This window comes from Variovorax sp. GW460-12-1-14-LB1 (assembly GCF_059423605.1).
Genome location: NZ_JBWKYF010000019.1, coordinates 27,662 through 50,464 on the forward strand (window position 1 = coordinate 27,662; position 22,803 = coordinate 50,464).

The 22,803-nt window shown below is 68.2% G+C and carries 18 protein-coding genes; 16 read left to right on the plus strand and 2 right to left on the minus strand.

The window, feature by feature from the left end; translation table 11 throughout:
* Positions 1 to 56 precede the first annotated feature (56 nt).
* The 16 genes from AC07Y4_RS12355 (at position 57) to AC07Y4_RS12430 (ending at position 20,072) form a co-directional block, all read left to right on the plus strand.
* Entirely contained in the window at positions 57 to 1,244 is a 1,188-nt protein-coding gene (locus AC07Y4_RS12355) for a fumarylacetoacetate hydrolase family protein (protein WP_487848881.1), read from the plus strand.
* Positions 1,245 to 1,384: 140 nt separating this feature from the next.
* Positions 1,385 to 2,470 carry a type VI secretion system protein TssA gene (tssA, locus tag AC07Y4_RS12360; protein ID WP_487848880.1) on the plus strand — a complete coding sequence of 362 codons (1,086 nt, stop codon included), beginning with the start codon at positions 1,385 to 1,387 and terminating at the stop codon, positions 2,468 to 2,470.
* Between the two features lie 85 nt (positions 2,471 to 2,555).
* Complete coding sequence (tssB, locus tag AC07Y4_RS12365) at positions 2,556 to 3,122, plus strand: type VI secretion system contractile sheath small subunit (RefSeq protein ID WP_447740098.1); 567 nt, start codon at positions 2,556 to 2,558, stop codon at positions 3,120 to 3,122.
* A complete protein-coding gene (gene tssC, locus AC07Y4_RS12370) occupies positions 3,119 to 4,627 on the plus strand; it encodes a type VI secretion system contractile sheath large subunit (RefSeq protein ID WP_487848879.1) in 1,509 nt (502 codons plus the stop codon). Before tssB ends, tssC begins: the two co-directional genes overlap by 4 nt.
* 51 nt (positions 4,628 to 4,678) lie before the next feature.
* Positions 4,679 to 5,161 carry an Hcp family type VI secretion system effector gene (locus AC07Y4_RS12375; protein WP_062473964.1) on the plus strand — a complete coding sequence of 161 codons (483 nt, stop codon included), beginning with the start codon at positions 4,679 to 4,681 and terminating at the stop codon, positions 5,159 to 5,161.
* A 140-nt stretch (positions 5,162 to 5,301) separates the two neighbouring features.
* Positions 5,302 to 6,177, plus strand: coding sequence for a type VI secretion system accessory protein TagJ (locus AC07Y4_RS12380; RefSeq protein ID WP_487848878.1), 876 nt, complete (start codon positions 5,302 to 5,304; stop codon positions 6,175 to 6,177).
* A complete protein-coding gene (tssE, locus tag AC07Y4_RS12385; protein WP_487848877.1) occupies positions 6,174 to 6,722 on the plus strand; it encodes a type VI secretion system baseplate subunit TssE in 549 nt (182 codons plus the stop codon). The genes AC07Y4_RS12380 and tssE overlap by 4 nt, the downstream gene beginning before the upstream one ends.
* Positions 6,722 to 8,593: a type VI secretion system baseplate subunit TssF gene (gene tssF, locus AC07Y4_RS12390; protein ID WP_062473958.1), complete on the plus strand. Its 1,872-nt coding sequence runs from the start codon at positions 6,722 to 6,724 to the stop codon at positions 8,591 to 8,593. The genes tssE and tssF overlap by 1 nt, the downstream gene beginning before the upstream one ends.
* Positions 8,590 to 9,750, plus strand: a complete 1,161-nt coding sequence (tssG, locus tag AC07Y4_RS12395; RefSeq protein ID WP_487848876.1) for a type VI secretion system baseplate subunit TssG — start codon at positions 8,590 to 8,592, stop codon at positions 9,748 to 9,750. The genes tssF and tssG overlap by 4 nt, the downstream gene beginning before the upstream one ends.
* Positions 9,747 to 12,452, plus strand: a complete 2,706-nt coding sequence (tssH, locus tag AC07Y4_RS12400; protein WP_487848875.1) for a type VI secretion system ATPase TssH — start codon at positions 9,747 to 9,749, stop codon at positions 12,450 to 12,452. The genes tssG and tssH overlap by 4 nt, the downstream gene beginning before the upstream one ends.
* Before the next feature lie 17 nt (positions 12,453 to 12,469).
* On the plus strand, positions 12,470 to 14,863 hold the full coding sequence (locus tag AC07Y4_RS12405) for a type VI secretion system Vgr family protein (protein ID WP_487848874.1): 2,394 nt from the start codon (positions 12,470 to 12,472) through the stop codon (positions 14,861 to 14,863).
* Positions 14,863 to 15,330 carry a hypothetical protein gene (locus AC07Y4_RS12410; RefSeq protein ID WP_095743171.1) on the plus strand — a complete coding sequence of 156 codons (468 nt, stop codon included), beginning with the start codon at positions 14,863 to 14,865 and terminating at the stop codon, positions 15,328 to 15,330. The genes AC07Y4_RS12405 and AC07Y4_RS12410 overlap by 1 nt, the downstream gene beginning before the upstream one ends.
* Before the next feature lie 5 nt (positions 15,331 to 15,335).
* The gene (locus tag AC07Y4_RS12415) at positions 15,336 to 17,873 is read left to right on the plus strand and encodes a DUF2169 family type VI secretion system accessory protein (protein ID WP_495274582.1); all 2,538 of its coding nucleotides are present in this window, start codon (positions 15,336 to 15,338) and stop codon (positions 17,871 to 17,873) included.
* Complete coding sequence (locus AC07Y4_RS12420) at positions 17,870 to 18,919, plus strand: pentapeptide repeat-containing protein (protein ID WP_487848873.1); 1,050 nt, start codon at positions 17,870 to 17,872, stop codon at positions 18,917 to 18,919. Before AC07Y4_RS12415 ends, AC07Y4_RS12420 begins: the two co-directional genes overlap by 4 nt.
* Positions 18,920 to 18,981: 62 nt before the next feature.
* Complete coding sequence (locus tag AC07Y4_RS12425) at positions 18,982 to 19,644, plus strand: DUF3540 domain-containing protein (protein ID WP_487848872.1); 663 nt, start codon at positions 18,982 to 18,984, stop codon at positions 19,642 to 19,644.
* Between the two features lie 44 nt (positions 19,645 to 19,688).
* Positions 19,689 to 20,072: a DUF4150 domain-containing protein gene (locus AC07Y4_RS12430; protein ID WP_354345219.1), complete on the plus strand. Its 384-nt coding sequence runs from the start codon at positions 19,689 to 19,691 to the stop codon at positions 20,070 to 20,072.
* A 28-nt stretch (positions 20,073 to 20,100) separates the two neighbouring features.
* On the opposite strand, the gene AC07Y4_RS12435 is transcribed toward AC07Y4_RS12430, so the two are convergent.
* Entirely contained in the window at positions 20,101 to 20,898 is a 798-nt protein-coding gene (locus AC07Y4_RS12435; RefSeq protein ID WP_487848871.1) for a PP2C family protein-serine/threonine phosphatase, read from the minus strand.
* Positions 20,891 to 22,789 carry a type VI secretion system-associated FHA domain protein TagH gene (tagH, locus tag AC07Y4_RS12440; protein WP_487848870.1) on the minus strand — a complete coding sequence of 633 codons (1,899 nt, stop codon included), beginning with the start codon at positions 22,787 to 22,789 and terminating at the stop codon, positions 20,891 to 20,893. The genes AC07Y4_RS12435 and tagH overlap by 8 nt, the downstream gene beginning before the upstream one ends.
* Positions 22,790 to 22,803: the final 14 nt, after the last annotated feature.

A 22,803-nucleotide genomic window follows, 5' to 3' on the forward strand; every position in this document is an offset into this window, starting at 1 on the left:
GTTCCCGGGGCGCGGCTACGATGGCGCGCAGACCTTATTCACGGAGACACAACGCCATGCCTTTGGACCTTTCGACCGCTTCCAGCCTGCCCCGCGACGCCGAGCGCGCCACCCTTGTCGGCCGTCTCTGGCAACCCGGCGTGGGCCCGGTGCTGGTGGCCGTGCAAGGCGATGGCCTGCACGATCTGTCAAAGCTCGCGCCCACCATGAGCGACCTGCTCGAAGGCCAGGGCTCGCCGGCCGAAGCCGTGCGCGCTGCATTGCAAAGTGGCACCGCGCCACGCATCGCCGCACTCGATGCCGTGCTCGCCAACAGCGACGAAAGCACGCGCGACAACAACCAGGCCTGGCTGCTCGCCCCTTGCGACCTGCAGGTCGTGAAGGCCAGCGGCGTGACCTTCGTCGCGAGCCTGCTCGAACGCGTGATCGAAGAGCAGGCGCGCGGCGATGCCTCGCGCGCCGAGGCCACGCGCGCGGCCATCGGCGATGTGCTGGGCGACAACCTCGCCGACATCGTGCCGGGCTCGCCCGAAGCGATGAAGGTGAAGGACGTGCTCATCGCGCAAGGCATGTGGTCGCAGTACCTCGAGGTCGGCATCGGCCCCGACGCCGAGGTCTTCACCAAGGCACCGGTGCTCGCGGCCGTGGGCACGGGCGCCGACGTGGGCATCCACGCGGACTCGGCCTGGAACAACCCCGAGCCCGAAGTCGTGCTCGCAGTGAACAGCCGCGGCGAGACGCTCGGCGCCGCGCTCGGCAACGACGTCAACCTGCGCGACTTCGAAGGCCGCAGCGCACTGCTGCTGGGCAAGGCCAAGGACAACAACGCCTCGTGCGCCATCGGCCCGTTCATCCGTCTGTTCGATGCGCACTTCGGCATCGCCGAGGTGCGGCGCATCACGGTCGCGTTGAACGTGACCGGCCCCGAGGGCTTCACGCTCGAAGGTTCGAGCTCGCTCGCAAAGATCAGCCGCGATCCGCTCGACCTCGTGGCGCAGACACTCAACCGCCACCACGCCTACCCAGACGGTTTCATGTTGTTTCTGGGCACGATGTTCGCGCCGACACAAGACCGTCACGGACCGGGGCAAGGATTCACGCATGTCGTGGGCGATCACGTGCGCATTGCCGCGCCTGAATTGGGCGCACTGAACAACCGCGTGGTGCATGCAGATCAAGCGCCTCGGTGGTCTTTCGGCCTCAGTGCCCTGATGCGCAACTTGGCCACTCGCCAGCTGCTGTAGCCCGTACTTCTGCACTTTAAAAGCAGATGTACTCCTTTGGAATTCAGAGGCTGCACTTTGCATTCTGTTGCGGTTGACCATGCCTCTTCTTACCCTCAAGATGACTACCATCGCGAGTGGATAAATCAAGGGAGTCGTGGTTGCTGCCGAATGAGATCGATCTGTTGCAGACGCCCGTCGAGGGCCCGCTTCCCTGTGGTGAAGATCTGGAATACGACGCCGATTTCATGGCGCTCCAACAGGCGGCCACGGGCAAGCGCGAGCAGCAGTTCGGCGACACGATCATTCCCGCCGAGCCGCCCGACTGGGCGCGTGTAGACCGCATCGCACGACAGTTGTGTGTGCGCACGCGTGACCTGCGCGTGCTGGTGCCGCTCACGCTCGCATGGACCGAAAGCCGCGGCCTGCCCGGCTATGTCGACGGGCTGCGCCAGGTCGATGCGGTGCTGCAGACTTTCTGGAACGACGTGCATCCGCGCGTCGTCGATGGCACGAACGAAGACCCGCTGCCGCGCATGAATGCGCTGGCCGCACTGGCCGAAGCCGAAGGGCTCGGACGCAGCGTGCGCGATGCGCGGCTGCTCGAAGACGGTGGCACGGCGATGAGCCTGCGGCAGGTCGAGGCGCTGCTCGATTCGAGCAAGAGCGACCAGGTGGACTACCCCGGCGGCGTGGGCCGCCTGCGCGAGGCCGCACGCCGCGCACACGACAAGGCCGCGGCGCCGGTCGTGGCCCTGCGTGAGGCTTTGGCACTGCTGCAGCGCATCCGCGAGACCTGCGAGCGAGCGCTGGGCCAGAGCTGGGCGCCCGATTTTTCACGGCTCGAACGGTCGCTGCGCACCGTGGGCCAGTTGCTGCCGGAGCAGCCGCACAGCGAGGTGCCGCAGGCTTTGGCAATGGGCAGTGCAGAAGACACAAGCGGTGCGGCGCACGTGCACGCACCCGCAGCGCACGTTGCAGCGGCCACGCAGGCTGCAGTGCGTCCGCTGCGTATTCAAGAGATTGAAATATCGGCTCGTGAAGATGTGCAAGTGTTGTTGGAAAAAGCATGCGAGTTCCTGGAACGAACGGAACCGAGCCATCCGGCACCCATGCTGATCCGCAGGGCCCAGCGGCTGATGGACCTCAACTTCTTCCAGATCATCGAAGAGCTCGTGCCCGAGGGATTGCAAAAGATAGAAAGCCTTGCCGGCCGCCCGTTGAACGGCGACGCCGCATTGCCCTAGCGGCCGTTGCTGCCGGCGAGCAGGAACAACGCGCCGGCACCGGTCGACCGGTACGACCCATGCATTCAGTTTCAAGAGGACGCTTATGGCAGACAACCGTGTCAGGAACAGTGGTCAGAAGTTCATCGCGCGCAACCGGGCGCCGCGCGTGCAGATCGAGTACGACGTCGAGATCTACGGCAGCGAACGCAAGATCCAGCTGCCGTTCGTGATGGGCGTCATCGCCGACCTCGCAGGCAAGCAGACCGACCCCATGCCCGACCTCGCGGAGCGCGAGTTCATGGCGGTGGACATCGACAACTTCGACGAGCGCATGAAGTCCATCAAGCCGCGCGTCGCGTTCCAGGTGCCCAACACGCTCACCGGCGAAGGCCAGATGAACGTGGACATCACCTTCGACAGCATGGACGACTTCTCGCCCGCGCGCATCGCGCGCCAGGTCGACGCGCTGCAGCAGCTGCTCGAGGCGCGCACCGAGCTGTCGAACCTGCTCTCGTACATGGACGGCAAGAACGGCGCCGAGCAACTCATCGCGCAGGCGCTGCAGAACCCGGCGCTGCTCAAGTCGCTGGCGTCCGCGCCCAACCCCGCGGTCGCGCAGGCGGCCGCCGATGCAGCAGCCAAGCAAGCCGACGACAGGACCGCACCATGAGCACCGCATCCCAGCAAGGCGCACGCGCCCGCATCGCCACCGTCGAAGCGCTCGAGCCCAACGAGTTCTCCGACCTCCTGCAGCGCGAGTTCAAGCCCAAGACCGAGCAGGCGCGCGAGGCGGTGGAGAACGCCGTCAAGACGCTGGCCGTGCAGGCGCTCGAGAACACCGTCACCATCTCGAACGACGCCTACCGCAGCGTGCAGGCCATCATCACGGAGATCGACCGCAAGCTGTCGGAGCAGATCAACCAGATCCTGCACCACGAAGACTTCCAGCAGCTCGAAGGTGCATGGCGCGGCCTGCACTACCTCGTGAACAACACCGAGACCGACGAGCAACTGAAGATCCGCGTCATGTGCGCGTCGAAGCGCGAAGTGGCGCGCTCGCTCAAGCGCCACAAGGGCATCGGCTGGGACCAGAGCCCGATGTTCAAGAAGATCTACGAGGCCGAGTACGGCCAGTTCGGCGGCGAGCCCTTCGGCGCGCTGATCGGCGACTTTCACTTCGACCACAGCCCGCCCGACGTCGAGATGCTCGGCGAGATGGCCAAGATCGCCGCCGCCGCGCACTGCCCCTTCATCGCCGGCGCCTCGCCCACCGTGATGCAGATGGACTCGTGGCAGGAGCTGTCGAACCCGCGCGACCTGACCAAGATCTTCCAGAACACCGAGCACACCGCGTGGCGCTCGCTGCGCGATTCGGAAGACGCGCGCTACATCGGCCTGGCCATGCCGCGCTTCCTGGCGCGCCTGCCGTATGGCGCGCGCACCAATCCGGTCGACGAGTTCGAGTTCGAGGAAGAAACCGATTCGGCGCTGCACACGCGCTACACCTGGGCCAACTCGGCCTATGCGATGGGCGTGAACATCAACCGCTCGTTCAAGCAGTTCGGCTGGTGCACCTCGATCCGCGGCGTGGAGTCGGGCGGCGCGGTCGAGAACCTGCCCACCCACACCTTCCCGACCGACGACGGCGGCGTGGACATGAAGTGCCCGACCGAGATCGCCATCAGCGACCGGCGCGAGGCCGAGCTCGCCAAGAACGGCTTCATGCCGCTGGTGCACCGCAAGAACTCCGACTTCGCGGCCTTCATCGGCGCGCAGTCGCTGCAGCAGCCGGCCGAGTACTACGACGCCGATGCCACGGCCAACGCCAACCTGGCGGCGCGCCTGCCGTACCTGTTCGCATGCTGCCGTTTCGCGCACTACCTGAAGTGCATCGTGCGCGACAAGATCGGTTCGTTCCGCGAGCGCGAGGACATGGAGCGCTGGCTCAACGACTGGATCATGAACTACGTCGACGGCAGCCCCGGCACCTCGTCGCAGGACACGAAGGCGATGAAGCCGCTGGCGGCGGCCGAGGTCCAGGTGGAAGCCATCGAGGACAACCCCGGCTACTACGCCGCCAAGTTTTTTCTCCGGCCGCACTACCAGCTCGAGGGGCTGACGGTGTCGTTGCGGCTGGTTTCGAAGCTGCCGTCCAACAAGAAGGACAGCAGCTAATTCCACTGTCCCGCTACCGGGCAATTCATCGATAACTTTTGGGGGTCAATCATGGCAGTAGACATGTTCATGCGCGTCGAGGGTGCAAACGGCGAGTCCAAGGACTCCAACCACAAGGACTGGACCGACATCAAGTCGTTTGCATGGGGAGCGACGCAGCCTGGCAACATGGTCAGCGGCGGTGGCGGCGGCGTGGGCAAGGCCAGCTTCAACGACCTGCAGGTGCTCGCGCGCATCGACAAGGCGGCGCCTTCGGTGCTGAAGAACTGCGCGAGCGGCAAGCACTTGAGCAAGGTCGAAGTGGCCGTGTGCAAGGCCGGCGGCTCGCAGATCGAGTACACGCGCGTCACGCTCGAAGAGGTGCTCGTCACCTCGGTGCAGTACACGGCCGAGCAGGGCGGTGACGCGGTGCTCGTGCAGTACGCCTTCCAGGCCGCGAAGGTGAAACAGCAGTACTGGGAACAGACCGACAAGGGCGGCAAGGGCGCCGAGACGGTGCTGGGCTGGAACATCAAGGAAAACAAGGAAGCCTGATTTCCTTGTTGCGCGGCGGGGCCGTGGCCTTCAGGGCCATGCAGCCCCCGCCGGCGGTCCACAGCCGTTTGTCTGTCTCCTGCGGCGCCCCTTCGCGGCGCGCCGCCTTTCACCTTTCAGCCAGTCAACGGGGAAGTTTCATGGGCGATGGGTTTGCAGTGCTGGGCGAGCGCTCCGTGGCCGAGCACACCGAATGGGTACAGCGGCAGATCCGCGCCAGTCCCCAGAATGCCGGCCTGCGCCTTGCCCTGTGCCACTTCCTCGCGCTGCGCGGCGAATGGCAGCGGGCCGAAGACCAGCTCAAGCTCGCCACGAAGCTCGACCCCACGTTCACGCCGGCCAGCGTCACCTGCGCGATGGCCCTGCGGGGCGAGCGCGAGCGCTCCGACTTCTGGGCCGGCGGCGGACGCACGCCGGCCATCGTCTCGGGCAATGCCGACTGGGTCGAGCAGCTGCTCGGCGCCGCCGTGTTGCCCGCCGAACGTGCCGACGAGGCCGCCGCGCTGCGCGAGGCCGCGCGCGATGCGGCGCCGGCGCTGCAGGGCACGCTGACCACCGTCGACCGCTCCGATGCGCGGGCCGTGCAGGCGCTCGACGGCGAGCCCGCGGCGCACAGCGACTTCGCCTGGCTGTGCGACGGCGACGCGCGCATCGGCGCCGTGCTCGAACTGTTCACGCCCTCGGGCTATGCGTGGCTGCCGCTGCCGGCGGTGCGCCGCATCAAGTTCTCGCGCCCGCAGCACCTGGTCGACCTGCTGTGGGCGCCGGCCGAGATCGAACTGCACGACGGGCGCGGCCTCAACGGCCTCGTGCCGGTGCGCTACCCGGGCGCGCTCGACAGCCTGGACGACGAGACCGCGCTGGGCCGCCGCACCGACTGGCAACCGCTCGTGGGCGACGACCAGTTCGCGGGCATCGGCCAGCGCACGCTGATCAGCGAGGCCGGCGATCACTCGCTGCTCGACCTGCGGCGCATCGAGTTCGAAGCCGCAGCGACGGAAGGCGCGGCCGCATGACACCCGCCGTCACCACCGACATCGACGGCGACACCCACCAGGAAAGCGTCGCACGCGACCGCCTGCAGCCGGTGCTGCTCGATCGCCTCACCGACAAGGCGCCGCAGAACGGTCAGGAGCGCGCAGGCGCCTTCCTCATGAGCGGCAAGCTGCTGCGCGACTCGGTGCTGCGCGACCTGCAGTGGCTGCTCAACACCACCAACTTCGGCGCCGACCACCGCATCAACGGCATGCCGCGCGCACGCGGCTCGGTGGTGAACTACGGCGTGCGCGGCTGGGCCGGCGGGCGCATGTCGGAGGTCGACTTCGCCGATGTCGAAGCGGCCATCCGCGCGGCCATCATCGACTTCGAGCCGCGCATCATGAAGGACAGCATCGACGTGCGCTGCGTGACCGATGCGACCGACCTGGAGCACCACAACCTGCTCGCGCTGGAGATCCGCGGCACGCTGTGGTCGGTGCCGTATCCCATCGAGTTCATCCTGCGCTCCGAGCTCGACCTCGAGAGCGGGCACATGGTGCTGCGGCCGACGGGAGGGCTGTGATGGACGCCAAGCTCCTCGACTACTACAACCGCGAACTCACCTACATGCACGAGCTCGGGGCCGAGTTCGCGCAGCGCTACCCCAAGATCGCGGGCCGCCTGGGCATGCGCGGCATCGAGGTCAGCGACCCGTACGTGGAGCGCCTGCTCGAAGGCTTCAGCTTTCTCACGGCGCGCATCCAGCTCAAGATGGACGCGGAGTTTCCGCGCTTCTCGCAGCGTCTGCTCGAGGTGGTGTACCCCAACTTCCTCGCGCCGCTGCCCGCGATGGCCGTGGTGCAGATCGACGGCAACCTCAACGAGGGCTCGCTGAAGGCGGGCTACGAGCTGCCGCGCCACACGCTCCTGCGCGGTCGCATGATCAAGGGCGAGCAGACGGCCTGCGAGTTCCGCACGGGCCATGCCGTCACGCTGTGGCCCATCAAGATCGCGGAGGCCAGCCTGGGGCCCGTGCCGGCCGAGATCGCGCATGCGCTGCCGATGGCGGCGCGTCAGGCGAAGAGTGCCATCACCATCAAGCTCGAGGCGGTGGGCGGCGCGCGCTTTTCGGAGATGCCGCTCGATCGGCTCGAGTTCTTTCTCTCGGGCGCGGAGCTGCACGCGCTGCGCGTGCTCGAACTGGTCGCTCACCACAGCGTGGCCACCGTGTGCCGCGCCGGCCCCGGCAGCACGGCGCGCATCGTGCCGCTGGGCGACGAGGCGATCCGCCACGAGGGCTTCGACCCCGAGCAGTCGCTGCTGCCCTACGACGCACGCTCGTTCCAGGGCTACCGCCTGCTGCACGAGTACTTCGCCTTTCCCGAGCGCTACCTGTTCTTCAGCGTGAAGCACCTGCGCGCGGCGGCCTCGGCCATCGGCGGCACCACGATGGAGATCGTGATCCTGCTCGACCGCGCCGACGCCGACCTGGAGCGGCTGGTCGATGCCAGGCACTTCTCGCTGTTCTGCACGCCCATCATCAACCTCGTGCCGCGCCGCAGCGACCGCATCCCGGTCGGGCCCGGCCAGCATGAGCACCATGCGGTGATCGACCGCACGCGCCCGCGCGATTTCGAGATCTTCACCGTCGAGCGCGTCACGGGCCACATGGCCAACGGCTCCGAAGAGCGCGAGTTCCGGCCCTTCCTCGGTTCGTTCGCGTCCGACGACGGCGACTTCGGCGCCTACTTCTCGCTGCGCCGCGAGCCGCGCCTGGTGTCCGACCGCGCACGCGCGCAGGGCACGCGCACCAGCTACACCGGCAGCGAGGTGTACGTGTCGCTGGTCGACCAGCACGACGCGCCGTTCCCGCACAGCCTGCGCCACATCACCATCGACGCGCTGTGCACCAACCGCGACCTGCCGCTGCTGCTGCCCACCGGGCTCGAATCGGACTTCACGCTGCGCGTGTCGGCGCCGGTGCGCGGCGTGCGCATCCTGCGCGGGCCGTCGCGGCCGTACCCGGCGCTGGCCGAAGGCGCGCTCACCTGGCGCCTCATCAGCCACCTGGGCCTGAACTACCTGAGCCTGACCGACGTCGATGCCACGCAGGGCGCCGCCGCGCTGCGCGAGATGCTCGACCTGTACGGCAACCTCGCCGACCCGGCCGTGCGCCGGCAGATCCAGGGCGTGCGCTCGATGGCGCTGGCGCCCGTGTTCCGTCGCCTGCCCGAGCCGGGGCCGATCGTGTTCGGGCGCGGCGTGGAGATCGCGCTGCAGATCGACGAGGTCGCCTTCTCGGGCACGAGCCCGTACCTGTTCGGCGCCGTGCTGGAGCAGTTCTTCAGCCGGCACGTGTCGCTCAACGCCTTCACCGAGTTCGCGCTGTCCAGCCTGCAGCGCGGCGAAATTGCGCGCTGGACCCCGCGCGTGGGACGCCGCCCGACCGTATGAGCACGACCGGCCTCACCGACGACGCCATGCTGCAGATGCTGCCGGCAGAGGCCGAGGCGCGCGAAGAAGCGGCCGTCGAGGCGCGAAGCCCGGCGCAAGCGAAGGCGAAAGCCCCGCCGCGTCGCGGCGTGCCCGAGGCCGACCCCGCGCTGTGGGCCCGGCTCGTCGAGCAGCCCTTCGAGCACGACCTGTTCATGCTGCTGCGCCGGCTCGACGCGCAGGGCGATCACCCGCTGCTGGGCCGCGCGCCGCGCCCGCGCGACGAGCCGCTGCGGCTGGGGCAGGAACCCTCGATGGCCTTCGCGCCGTCGAACGTGTCGGGCGTCGAGGTCGACCAAGACGGCGCGCCGCGCATCTCGATCTACGGCTTCGGCCTGTTCGGCCCCAACGGCCCGCTGCCGCTGCACCTGACCGAGTACGCGCGCGAGCGCAAGCGCCACCATGCCGACAACACGCTCAGCGCATTCGCCGACCTGTTCCATCACCGGCTGATCCTGCTGTTCTACCGCGCCTGGGCCGACGCGCAATCGGTCAACAGCCTGGACCGCACCGACGGCCACCGCTTTGTCGACTACGTGGCCAGCCTCATGAACATGGGGCAGCCCGGCCTGAAGGCGCGCGATCGCATCGCCGACCATGCGCGCACCCACATGGCGGGGCACCTGGTGCGCCAGACGCGCAACCCCGAAGGGCTGATTCAGATTCTTCGCCTGTACTTCGACGTGCCCGTGCGCGTGGTCGAGTTCGTGAGCGACTGGGTGCACATCGACGAGCGCCAGGTCAGCCGCATCGGCCTGCTCGGGCGCAACCACCGGCTGGGCAGCGGCGCCACCATCGGCCTGGCGGTGCGCGATGCGCAGGGCAAGTTCAGGCTCGAACTCGGCCCGCTGTCGCAGCAGCAGTTCCGCGAGTTCCTGCCCGGCAGCCCGCGGCTGCAGCAGGTGGTCGACTGGGTGCGCCAGTACGTCGGCATCGAATTCGCCTGGGAGCTGCGGCTGGTGCTCAGCAAGCCCGAGGCGCGCGGCATGCGGCTGAGCAGCGACCAGCGCCTGGGCTGGGGCAGCTGGCTCGGCACCCGCCTGTCCGACACCGACGCCGGCGACATGGTGTTCCAGCCCGAGGCGCTCTTTTCCCGCAACGCACCGGCTTCCTCATGACCGACATCCGCCGCGTCTCTCTGTTCTCGAAACTGAACCCGATGCTCTACAAGGCATTGGAAACCGCCACCGCCTTCGCCAAGCTGCGCGGCAATGCCTACGTGGAGCTCGTGCACTGGCTGCACCAGATCCTGCAGCTGCAGGACAGCGACCTGCTGCGCATCATCAAGCGCGCCGGGCTCAACCTCGATGCGGTCGAGCAGGACCTCGTGCGTGCGCTCGACCGCCTGCCGCATGGCGCCACGTCGATCAGCGACATCTCCGAGCACGTCGACCATGCGGTGGAGCGTGCGTGGGTCTATGCCAGCCTTCGCTTCGAGGCGACGTCGATCCGCGGCGCCTACCTGCTCGCGGGCATCGTGAAGACGCCGGGCCTGCGCCAGGTGCTCTCGGGCATCTCGCGCGAGTTCGACAAGCTCGTGCCCGACGTGCTGGTCGCGCAGCTTGCGGCGTGGACCGAAGGCTCGCCGGAAGACGACTACGACGCCGCGTCGGACGCGGGCGGTGGCGCACCGGTGGCGCAGCACCAGGGCGATGCGCCCGCAGTCGGCGGCTCGGCCCTGGCCAAGTACGCGAGCGACCTCACGGCCAAGGCGCGCGCGGGCGAGCTCGACCCCGTGTACGGCCGCGACGACGAGATCCGCCAGATCGTCGACATCCTCATGCGCCGGCGCCAGAACAACCCGCTGCTCACCGGCGAGGCCGGCGTCGGCAAGACGGCCGTGGTCGAAGGCCTGGCCTCGCGCCTCGCGGCCGGCGACGTGCCGCCTTCGCTGAAGGACGTGTCGCTGTGGGTGCTCGACCCCACGCTGCTGCAGGCCGGCGCGGGCGTGAAGGGCGAGTTCGAACAGCGGCTGCGCCAGGTGATCGACGAGGTCGAGAAAAGCCCCAAGCCCATCGTGCTGTTCGTCGACGAAGTGCACACGCTGGTCGGTGCGGGCGGCACCGCCGGCACTGGCGATGCGGCCAACCTGCTCAAGCCCGCGCTCGCGCGCGGCCGGCTGCGCACCATCGGTGCCACGACGTGGTCGGAGTACAAGAAGTACATCGAGAAAGACCCGGCGCTCACGCGGCGCTTCCAGACCATCCAGGTGCATGAGCCCACCGAGCCCAAGGCCGTGGTCATGCTGCGCGGCATCTCGGCCGAGCTGGAAAAACACCACGGCGTGCTCATCCTCGACGCCGCGCTCGAAGCGGCCGTGAGCCTGTCGCACCGCTACATTCCCGCGCGCCAGTTGCCCGACAAGGCCGTGAGCCTGCTCGACACCGCGTGCGCGCGCGTGGCGCTGAGCCAGCATGCGCTGCCTGCAGCGCTCGAAGATTTGAAGCGGCGCATCGAGGTGCTGGGCATCGAGTCCGGCATCGCGGGGCGCGAGGCGGCGATCGGGGTCGGCGAGCACCAGCGCGTGGAAGACATCGCGGCGCAGGTGGCTGCCGCGCAGGCCGAGCTCGAACTGCTGGAGCAGCGTCGCGTGGAAGAGGCGGCGCTGGTCGAGCGCATCGTCGCGCTGCGCAAGCTGCTGTCGCCTGCGGCGGTGCCGGTGCAATCTGAAGCGGAAGATGACCGCGAAGAGGAAGCGCCGGCCGAGCCCGAGCGAACACCCAAAGCCATCCGCGCCGAACTCAACGAAGCGCAAGACCAGCTCGTGAAGCTGCAAGGCGAGACACCGCTCATCCTCGCGGCCGTCGATGCGCAGGCCGTCGCCACGGTGGTCGCCGACTGGACCGGCATTCCCATCGGCCGCATGGTGCGCGACGACGCGCAGTCGGTGCTGCGCCTGGGCGAGATCCTGTCGGCCCGCGTGGTCGCGCAGCCCGATGCGCTGGAGACCATCTCGCGGCGCATCCGCACCGCGCGTGCGCGGCTGGACAACCCCAACAAGCCCGTCGGCGTGTTCCTGCTGTGCGGCCCTTCGGGCGTGGGCAAGACCGAGACCGCGCTCGCGCTGTCGGAGGCGCTGTACGGCGGCGAGCAGAACCTCGTCACCATCAACATGAGCGAGTTCCAGGAGTCGCACACCGTCTCCACGCTCAAGGGCGCACCGCCCGGCTACGTGGGCTATGGCGAAGGCGGCGTGCTCACCGAAGCCGTGCGCCGCCGGCCCTACAGCGTGGTGCTGCTCGACGAGATCGAGAAGGCGCACCCCGACGTGCACGAGATCTTCTTCCAGGTCTTCGACAAGGGCTGGATGGAAGACGGCGAAGGCCGCCACATCGACTTTCGCAACACCGTGATCATCATGACGTCGAACGTCGGCACCGACCTCGTCATGCAGCTGTGCGAAGACCCGACGTTGCGTCCCGACCCCGAGCCGCTGGCGGCCGCGTTGCGCGAGCCGCTGCTGAAGGTGTTCGCGCCCGCGCTGCTCGGGCGCCTGGTCGTCGTGCCTTACTACCCGCTGCAGGCCGATGCGCTGCACCGGATCATTCGCCTGCAGCTGGACCGCATCGCGGCGCGCCTGCAGGCCAACCACGGCATTGCATTGGCTTACAACGACAGCGCCGTCGCGCTTGTCGCACGCCGCTGCACGGCCATAGAGTCGGGTGGCCGGATGATCGATGCGATCCTCACGCACACCATCCTGCCCCGGCTGAGCGAGGAAGTCATCGGCGCCACCGTCAGTGCGCGCAAGCTCGCCGGCGTGCAGCTGGGCGCAGCGGGCGACGACTTCCAGTACGAATTTTCAGAACGCCCCGCGTAGACACAAGGGAGAGCCGCATGGACAGAGTCGTCAAAGCCCACACCCCGCTCGGAGAAGAACAGCTGCTGTTCCGCTCGATGCACGGCAGCGAAGGGCTGTCGCAGCTGTTCGAGTTCGAGGTCGACCTGCTGAGCCCGAACACCTCGGTCGACATGAAGGGCCTGCTCGGCAAGCCGCTCGCGCTGGAGATACAAACGCTGAGCGGCACGCCGCGCTACCTCAACGGCCAGATCACGCGCTTCACCATGATCGGGCGCGAGGGCGGCTCCTCGCGCTACACCGTGTACCGCGCTTCGGTGCGGCCGTGGCTCTGGTACCTCACGCGCACCAGCGACTGCAAGATCTTCCAGAACAAGTCGGTGGTCGAGATCCTCGAAGACGTGCTGGGCGAGTACGGCTTCGCCTTCGAGAAGAAGCTCAGCGCCTCGTACCGCCAGTGGGAGTACTGCGTGCAGTACCAGGAGACCGACTTCGCCTTCGTGAGCCGCCTCATGGAGCACGAGGGCATCTACTACTACTTCAAGCACGACAGGAACCAGCACACGCTGGTACTCGCCGACGACATGAGCGCGCACGAGACGCTGCCCGGCTATTCGAAGATCGGCTACCTCGCGAGCGACCGCGCCACCGACCCCGGCCGCGAAGTGATCGACCAGTGGGAGGTGACCGAGGAGATCCGCCCCGGCACCTACGTGGTCGACGACTTCGACTTCAAGAAGCCCAGGGCCGACCTGCTCAACACGCGCAGCCAGCCGCGCGGCAACGACCACGGCCGCTACGAGATGTACGAGTGGATGGGCGGCTACAGCGACGCGGGGCAGGGCGAGCACTACGCGCGCATCCGCCTCGAGGAAGCGCAGGCCCAGGCCGAGGTCGACACCGGCCACACCAACGTGCGCGGCATGGCGCCCGGCTACCGCTTCACCATGCAGAACGCACCGCGCAACGAGGACAACCGCGAGTACCTCGTCGTCTCGGTGATGTACAGCCTGCGCGAAGGCGGCTACGCCAGCGGCGGCATGCCGGGCGAGTACAGCTTTCACTTCGGCGTGCAGCCCACCTCGTTCCCGTTCCGCGCGCGCCGCATCACGCGCGTGCCGAGCACCCAGGGCCCGCAGACCGCCACCGTGGTCGGGCCGCCCGGCGAAGACATCTGGATCGACAAGTACGGCCGCGTGAAGGTGCAGTTCCGCTGGGACCGCTACGGCCAGCGCAACGAAGACAGCTCGTGCTGGGTGCGCGTGTCGAGCGCGTGGGCCGGCTCCAATTTCGGCGCCGTGAACCATCCGCGCGTGGGGCAGGAGGTGATCGTCGATTTCATCGCGGGCTGCCCCGACCGGCCGATCATCATCGGGCGCGTCTACAACGCGGACCAGATGCCGCCGCTGGAATTGCCGGCCAAGGCGACGGTCAGCGGGTTCATCAGCCGCACCATCAAGGGCGACGGCGAGCTGGCCAACCACTTCATCATCGACGATGACCCGGGGTGCGAGTCGATCAAGATCCATGCGCAGAAGGATCTGACGATCGAGGTGGAGAACAACGAGACGCACACGGTGGAGGGCGAGCGCACCACCTTCATCGACGGGGCCGACAAGTACACGGGCGACACTTCGCTGGACGAGACCATCAACGGCCCGCACACCCTGACGGTGAACAAGGGCGGGCCGCAGAAGATCACCGTCAACGGGGGTGACCAGTTCATCAAGGTGGATGGCGGCAACCAGCAGGTCGATGTCATCGGCAACCAGACCATCCACGTGACCGGCAAGCGGCACGACACGGTGGACACGGGCGAAGACCGGTTCATCAAACCCCACCTGAATGAAACGGTCACCGGGACGAAGGACCTCACGGTCACCGAAACGCACACCGAGACCGTGGGCCGCAAGATTCTCAAGACCACCAAAGGCCGGTGGGAGGTGGACGTCGCCATGTTCGCGACCCTGAAGACGGGCGGCTTCTACAAGGCGAACATCAAGGGCAACTACACCGTGGAAACCGAAGGCGGGGACATCACCTTCAGGGCGCCGGGGAAGAACTGGCTGGTCGAAGCCGACAAGATCACCCACAGCTCCAACCAGAACGAGGTGAGGTACAAGAAAGGCGTGAACACGGAGGCTGGCGAATACGTCACGACCCACGCCAAGGACCTGATCAAGTCCTCGTCCGACACCAAGGTGCATTCGAAGGCGCCGGAGATTCGGACGGAAGCGACGACCGTGCTGGACATCACCGCGCCTTTCAACATCTCGTCGACCTATGTCCTCGCCTTCAACTACGCCACGGCGCTGGTGGACATCAAGGTCGCCAAGCTCAACATGTCGGGTGTCAACATCGCGCTCGACGTGCTTGCCTTCGGCGGGGCCGTCTGGCGCAACGAGACCTCCTCGCTGTACACGTACTGGTGATGACGGCCCGCCGGATCACGCTGCTGGTGTGCGTCGCGTCGATCGCGGTGCTGCTGCTGGTCGGCCTGATCTTTCCACGCATCGCCGGGACGTCCACGGCGGCGAATCTCACGCTCGGGGCCGTGGTCGGCGGCGGGATCGTGCTGACGATACTGCTGTGCGTGGGCGTGCACTTCTGGGTGTCCCGCAAGCCCGAACCCCATGACACGCGGCCGGCGCGCATTGTCGAAGCCAGCTCGGACAACACGATGGTGCTGAACCAGTACGTCATCCGGCTTGTCGTCGAGTTCGACGGGCCGGGTGGCGAGCGACGCCGCGCACAGGTGGAGCAGGCCGTCGACATGATCGACATGGCGGGCTACGCGCGCGGCCGCGAAGTGCTGCTGCACCGCGGCAGCCGTGGCGGCAAGGAAGTCGCCTGGGTGAGCCAATCCGATCCGCGCATCGACGAAGGAGCCGCCTCTTGAGGACCGTGAAGCCGATCCACCTGAGCATGCTCACGCATCCGTACCGCTGGCAGCGCAGCGACCACCTCGGGGTCGCGGTGATGGCCATGAGCACCCTGGGCGACAACCCGCATCTGGTGCTGGAGCAGGAGCTGTGGAAAAGCACGGCCGAACTCATCGGCCCCGGCGCAGTGCTGGACCTGGGCGTGCCCAAGCTGGTGCCCGAGGTGCTGGTCAGCGGCTACGCCTACACGAGCCACCAGCAGGACAAGACCAGTTGCGCGGTGAAGCTGCAGATCGCCGGGCTGCAGAAAACCCTCACGGTCCACGGCGACCGCTACTGGCTCGACCGCCGGGCCACGGCGCCGCAGCCTTTCGAGAAGATGCCGCTCGATTGGCGGCATGCCTACGGCGGCCCTGGCGTGCCGGAAAACCCGCTGGGCATGGGGACGGTCGAGGAGCTCGTCAACGGCGTGCGCGCCACGCGGCTCGCGCACATCGAGACGCCGGGCCGGCAGCCCACGTCGCCGAAGCAGGCCGTGCCGCCTGCCGGCTTCGGCGCGATCCCGCCCGACTGGCCGCAGCGCGCGTCGCTGATGGGCACGCAGTACGGCCAGGGATGGCTGGAGAACGACTACCCGGGTCTCGCCAAGGACGCCGACTGGCGCCACTTCAATGCGGCACCGGCCGATCAGCGCTGGGAAGGCCTGCAGGAAGTGCCCACCGGCGCGGCCTACGAACTCTGGAACATGCATCCGGACATTCCGGTGCTGCGCGGGCAGCTGCCGCGCTGGCAGGCCCGCTGCTTCGTGCAGCACACGCCCAGCGGCCCCGCGCTGCGCGAGGTGCCGCTGCGCCTGAGCACGGTCTGGTTCTTTCCGCACCTTGAACGGATGGTGCTGATCTGGCACGGCGTGTTCCCGGTCACGCAGGACGACGCGGCCGACGTGCCGCTGGGCATGGCAGCGCTGGAGCGCATGGACGACACGCCGCCCACCCTGGCGCACTACGAGTCGGTGCTCAAGCTGCGCTCGGAACCCGAACGCGGCGGCCTGCACGCGATGCGCGACAAGGACCTGGCGCCCCCGGAGGTGCTGAGCGACTGGGCCGATACCTTTCCGGCATCGGTCAACGAACCGCTCGTGCGCAACCTGCGCGCGGGACAGCAGCGCGATCACGAGCGGCGGCGCGAAGAGCTGCGCGCACGCGGCCTGGACCCGGAAGTACACCTGCCCGCGCTGGCCCCGCCGGAACCTCCGCCGCACGTCGATGACCTGGTCGAGCACCTGGAGCGGATGGAGGCGCAGGGCCGCGACGCCAAGGCAAAGATGGAGGCGTTCGCCAGGCAGGCGGACGCCTCCGGTGTGTTCGCCCTCGATGCGCTGGGCGCAGGGCCGTCCCTGGCAGAGGAAGATGACGGCGACGAGAAAGACGATGCGCTGGTGCTGCCCGTGCCGCCGCCTTCCGACACCGCGTCGGCGTTGCGGCAGCAGGCCGGTCTTTATTCGGCCCACCTGTCGGGTCCCCGGCCACCGGCGCCCTCGTTCCGTTCCGCCAAGTGGCGCCGGCGGCTCGGAGCCGTGGACCCGGCGCAGCGCGACTTCTCGCGGCTCAACCTCACTGGCGTCGACCTGTCCGGCATGGACCTGCGCGGCGCACGCTTCGTGGAGGCCGTGCTGCAGGACACGAACTTGCGCGGCGCGCAGCTCGACGACTGCGATTTCTCGCAGGCCGTGCTGGTGCGGGCCGACCTGAGCCAGGCCTCGATGGCGCGCGCGAAGCTCGTCAAGACAAACCTGGGCAGTGCCCGCTGCGAGCAGACCGTCTTCGACGGGGCCGAGCTGCGGGAAGCCAGTTGCGACAAGACGCGCTTCGACGGTTGCCGCATGGTGGGCATGCGCTTCGAGCTGACGCAACTGGGCGAAGCGACGCTGCAGCGCTGCGACCTCAGCCGCTCGCACTGGCAGCAGATGGTCGTGCTGCGCCTGAAGCTGGAAGACCTGCGCTTCGACGGTGCGAGCTTCGACCAGGTGACCTGGGTCGAATGCCGCCTGCAGAACGTGTCTTTCGTGGGCGCGCGCCTGGAGCGCTGCGGCTTCGTCACCGCCGACTGTTCGAACGGCGTCGATTTTTCGAACGCGCACCTCGAAGGCAGCGGCTTCGCGCACGGCTGCACGCTGGCGCAGGCCCGTTTCAACTCGGCCCTTCTCAAGGAGTGCGGCCTGCGGACCACGCCGATGCGGCAGGCCGACCTGAGCGATGCGCGCATCGACAACAGCGACCTGTCGGAATGCGACCTGAGCCATGCGCGGCTGGACCGCATGGTGGGTGGCGACAGCCTGTTCATCCGCACCAATTTTTCCGGTGCGTCGCTGCGCGAGGCCAACCTGATCGACGCGAACCTTGCCAAGGCCGACCTGCGCGGCGCCGACCTCACGCGCGCCAACCTGTTCCGCGCCGACGTGTCCCAGGTGCTGTTCGACCCCGCGACGCGCATGGATGGCACCTACACCAAGCATGCCAAGGTATGGCCGGCGCGTCGACCCGAGGCGCCGACCGCATGACCCGCGATGAACTGCTCGACCACATCCGCCATGGCGTCCAGGTCCGCACCGCCGACTGCCGGGGGTGGGACATGAGCGGGCTGGACCTGTCCGGCGCGATGCTCGACCACGTCGACTTCAGCGGTGCCCGCTTCACCGGTGCCAACCTGGAGGGCAGCGTGCTGACGCACTGCCGCCTGGACGGCGGGGACCTGTCGCGCAGCACGCTCGACAACGTGCAGTTCTTCAGCTGCCGGCTGCCGCAGGCGACGCTGGACGGTGCGCGGTGCGAAGGCACCCGTTTCTCAGAATCGACGCTGCCGCAGACGAGTTTCCTGGAAGCCCATGTCGATAACGCGCTGTTCTTTCGCTGCGAGCTGACGCAAAGCCGCCTGCGGTCGGACCACTTCAAGCAGGTTTCCTTCACGGAGTGCCGCCTGGAGGGGATCGACTTCTCGGGTTCCACGCTGCACTCGGTCACCTTCCATCGCCAGGACCTGACCACGGCGGTGTTCGCGGGCGCGAGCTTCGACACCACGCTGTTCATCGAGTGCGACCTGACGAAGCAGCGCTTTCCCGCGCAACGGTTCTTGCGCTGCGTGTTCACCGACAGCCGGATGGACCACGTCGATTTCGGCAACGCCGCCCTGGTGCAGTGCATCTTCAAGGGCGCCTCGCTGCGCCAGGCCAACTTCGCGCAGGCGGATGCGCCCAACGCGCTGTTTCCGGCCGCGGACCTGCGCGGCGCCACCCTGCAGCGCGGACGCTTCGATCGCGCCATCTGGGTGGAAGCCCTGCTCGAAGGCGCGGACCTCAGCGAGGCCCACATCCACGAGAGCGTGTTCCATCGGGCGCGCTGCAAGGGCGCCAGCTTTCGGGGGGCCAGCCTGCACGACGCCGATTTTTCCTACGCCGAGCTCGTCGATGCCGACCTGCGCGACGCGCAGTTCCTGCGAACGCGCGTGCATCGCACGGTGGAGGACGGTGCGCGGTATTCGAGGCGCAAGGGCCTCATCGAGAGCGATCCCGAGCTGCACAAGGCGCAGACGTGGTCCAAGGTTCAGTGACGGCGAATGCAGCAACGCGCCGCATCGCAGGTCTTCCCGCAGATCAGACAAGGAGATTCACCATGACAGTCGTTCCACTGCGCACACCGGTCGAAGTGTCCGGGCCGGTCCAGCACCTGGGCCAGCTGGTGTCCGTCGATGCCGACGGGCTGTTCGAGGTGCACACCGAAGACGGCGCCAACTGGCACTGCCGCCGCGCCGCCAGCTGCCTGCTGCAGCCGCAGCCGGGCGACACCGTGCTGCTGTCGGGGCCGGACTTCCGGCGCGTCTACCTCCTGGCCGTCATCGAGCAGGCCGACGCGTCGGTGAGCCGCATCGAGGCGCCCGGCGATCTGCGCCTGGCGGCGCCCGCGGGGGCGATCTCGATCGAAAGCGCCGCGGACCTGCGCCTTCACAGCGCGGCGACGCTGCAGATGCAGGGCGCGCAATGGGCGCTCGATGCGCAACAGGCGCAGTGCGACGTGCGCGAGATGCGCTACACCGGGCAGGCGCTCGATGCCACGGTCGGCCGGCTGCGCCTGGTCGGCCAGGTGTTCGAGTCGGTGGCCGAGCGCGTGATGCAGATCGCGCGCAACGCGCTGCGCTTCGTCGACGGCGTCGACCAGGTGCGCGTCGGCCACCTCGACCTGCGCGCGCAGGAGACCGCCATCGTCCACGGCAAGCACGTGGTGATCACCGGCAAGGAACTGATGAAGGTCGACGCCGGGCAGATCCACATGGGCTGAAACAGACGCATCCCACCCCACAACAAACCCAAGGAGAAAACACGATGTTGGCGACACACCAATGGATGGGCGGCGCACTGGCGTTCCCGGACGTCTGCAAGATGCCGTTCCCGTTCCCGTTCTTCAACCTCGGCCTGCGGCCGATGACCATTCCGGCGTGCTGGCACATCCTGCTGTACGGCGGTCCGATGCACAACCTCTTCGCCAAGACGCCCATCACGCTGCTCGACCAGCCGGGGGTGCTGGGCGGCATCATCTCGCAGGTGTTCATGCAGGTGCAGCGGCACATCACGGGCTCGTTCACCTTGCTGCTGCGCGGCGGGCCGGCCACGCGGCTGACCAGCCTGGCGATTCAGAACCGCATGAACATCATCGGCTTCGAGTGCATCCCCGGCCTGCACTTCAAGTTCTTCAACTTCAAGTTCTGAAGCGCTTCGGCCGCGGCCTGACGGAGGGTCAGGCCGCCGCTCCCGCCAGCGTCACCTGCTGCGGCGACCCCACCCATACCGCCAGCGCCGAGTAGTTGTCGCGCGACTTGTCGGCCTTGGCCTCGGCCGCGCGGCGCAGCAGCGCGAGCCACTCTTCCGCGCTGTCGGCCAGCTGCAGCGATCGTTCCATCACCTGCTGCGAGATGAGCTGCCAGAGCCCGTCGGTGCACAGAAGAAACGCATCGCCATCGGCCAGCCGCTGCGGTGTCGACACCGAGGTCTCCGCCGTCGCACGCGCACCGAGCGCGCGGTACAGCAGGTTGCTCTTCACCAGGCGCTCGCCGCCGTTGGCGCCCTGGCCCGCGGCGGCTTCGCCCGAGCGTTCCGACAGGCTGTGGTCCTCGGTGCGCTGCATCAGCGCGCCGCGGCGGAACCAGTAGAGGCGGCTGTCGCCGACGTGGGCCCAGCAGGCCTCGCCGGTGGCGCGGTCGACGAACAGCGAGACGATGGTCGCGCTCATGCGGCTCTGGTCGGCCAGCTCGCGCTGCTTGGCGAGCACGGCGTCGTTGGCCTCCTTCACCGCATGGCGGATGTCGTCGGCCGCGACGGACGGGTGGTCGACAAAAGTGTTGAGCGCGGTGTCGACCACGATGCGCGAGGCCAGCTCGCCGCCCGCGTGGCCGCCGACGCCGTCGCTCACGACGAAGCAGGCGTTGCGTTCGTCCAGGTGGTAGCCGATGGCGTCCTGGTTGCCGCTGCGTTCGCCCACGCACGAGAACTGCGAGGTCGAGATGGGCACCGCGAAGGCGTGGGTGGCTTCAAGCACGGCGCGCCTCCTTCAAGCGTTCCATCTCGCGGTCGTAGGCCTGCTGGAATGCGCGGCCGAAGACGGCCTGGAAGTCGTCTTCGACGGCGGCGGTGGTGTGGGCGTGCAGCTGTTTCAACTGGCGCCACAGCCGAGCTTCGCGCCCGCCGGGCAGAAACTTCTCGCCGAGCCCACCGTCGTGCGGCGTGGCCTTGTCGAGACCGCCCGGGTCGAAGCGGTGCAGCAGCGTGAGCAGCGCAGCGCGCATGCCGGCGACCATGCCGAGCTGGTGCGACTGCAGGTCGCCGAGCGCATCGTGCACGGCGGCCTCGGGCGTGAGAAAGCCGGGCATGCGTGCGCCGAACATCTGCATCAGCACGGCACGGCCGTTGGGCAGGATCTTGAAGGGGTTGTTCTCTTCGTCCACGATCATGGTGATCTCGGCGCGCACCTCGCGCTTGAGCATGGCGCGCGACGACAGCAGCTCGATGGTGCCGTCGGTGAAGGCGCGCATCAGCCGGCCGAGGTGCCGCATCGCATCGGCATCGAGCGGCTGCTGGCCCGCGATCTCGGGCACACCGGCGCCTTCGAGGAACGCCTTGAACAGGTCGTCGCCGGAAGAGGGGGCGGGTGGTGAAGTCGGCGCTGGCGCAGCGACTGCCGCGATTGGCAAGGCAGGCGGTGCTTCTTCTTCAAGCACGGCGGGCTGCACCACCGTGGCTGAAATTTCGGGCGCTGCGACAACAACGGGCTCCTCTTCAACAGGTGCAGCCTCTTCCACAGACTCTGGCATGGCGACCGAGGGCGTGATCGCCACCGGCTGCGGCGGATTGAACTGCGACGTCATCTCGCGCGCATGGTTCGCGAGGCTGTGGCCCGACGCCGCGGCCGGCGGCCGTGCGATCAGATCCATGGCCGGGTGCACGTCGTCGAGCGGGTTGTCCTGCGTCAGCGCCGTGGGGCGCGGGTCGGACAGCGGCGAGGGCGCACCGCGGTCTTCGGCGAAGAAGGAGAGCGGGTCCATGCTGCGCTTGAGCGCGAGGTCCGACAGGCCTTGCGTCGCCTGCGGGTCCAGACCGGCGAGCGGATCGACGGGGTTGCGCTGCGCCTGCGAGGGCAGGGCGAAGGGCTCGTGCGCCAGCGGGTCGGGCATGGGCGTCGCCGCGGCATCGTCGGCACGGCGCGGTGCGTTCGCGAGGATGGCGTCCCAGTCGGCGGCGGACGGCATCTGCGCGGACACCTGCGTGGTCGTGGAGGTCGCTGCCGCAGGGGAAGACAACGGTGGTGGTGGTGCAGGTAGCGGCGCAGGGGCCGGCGCATTCACCGGTGCCGGCGCGAAGGTCGGCATCGCGACCGTCTTCTCGGGCGGTGCATCGCCAAGAGGCAGCGCGCCTTCGCCGAACAGGTCCGCGAAGACATCGGAGGCCGGTGCTGCAGTGGGCAGCAGCGCGCTGATCGACGGGGCCGACGCGAGGTTCGATGCCGCAGGCGGGGCAGACACCAACTGCGACAGCGACGGCTCGGTGATCGGTGCGGCCGGTGGCTCCGTGAGCGGCTCGGTGATGGGCGCCTCGGCAATCGCCGGCGGTGGGGCCTGGGTTGCACTCGCGGCTTCGAGCACGTAGCTGCCGATGGTCACGCGGTCGCCCAGCGCGACGCGCGATTCTTCTTCGTGGCGCAGCGTGCGTCCGTTCACGCTGATGGGCAGCACCGCGCTCATGTTGCGCACCACGGCGGCGCCGTCGTCATCGAAGCGCACGGTGGCCTGCAGGCGCGAGATCTGCCGGTGTTCGTCGGGCAGCACGAGGTGGTTGTCGGGGCTGCGGCCGATGGTGCCGCCCGGGGCGGCGAGCAGTGCCGAGGGCCCCGAGGCCACGGGCATGCCGCCGTGTTCAATCACTGTCCAGCGCATGGCATCTCCATGTT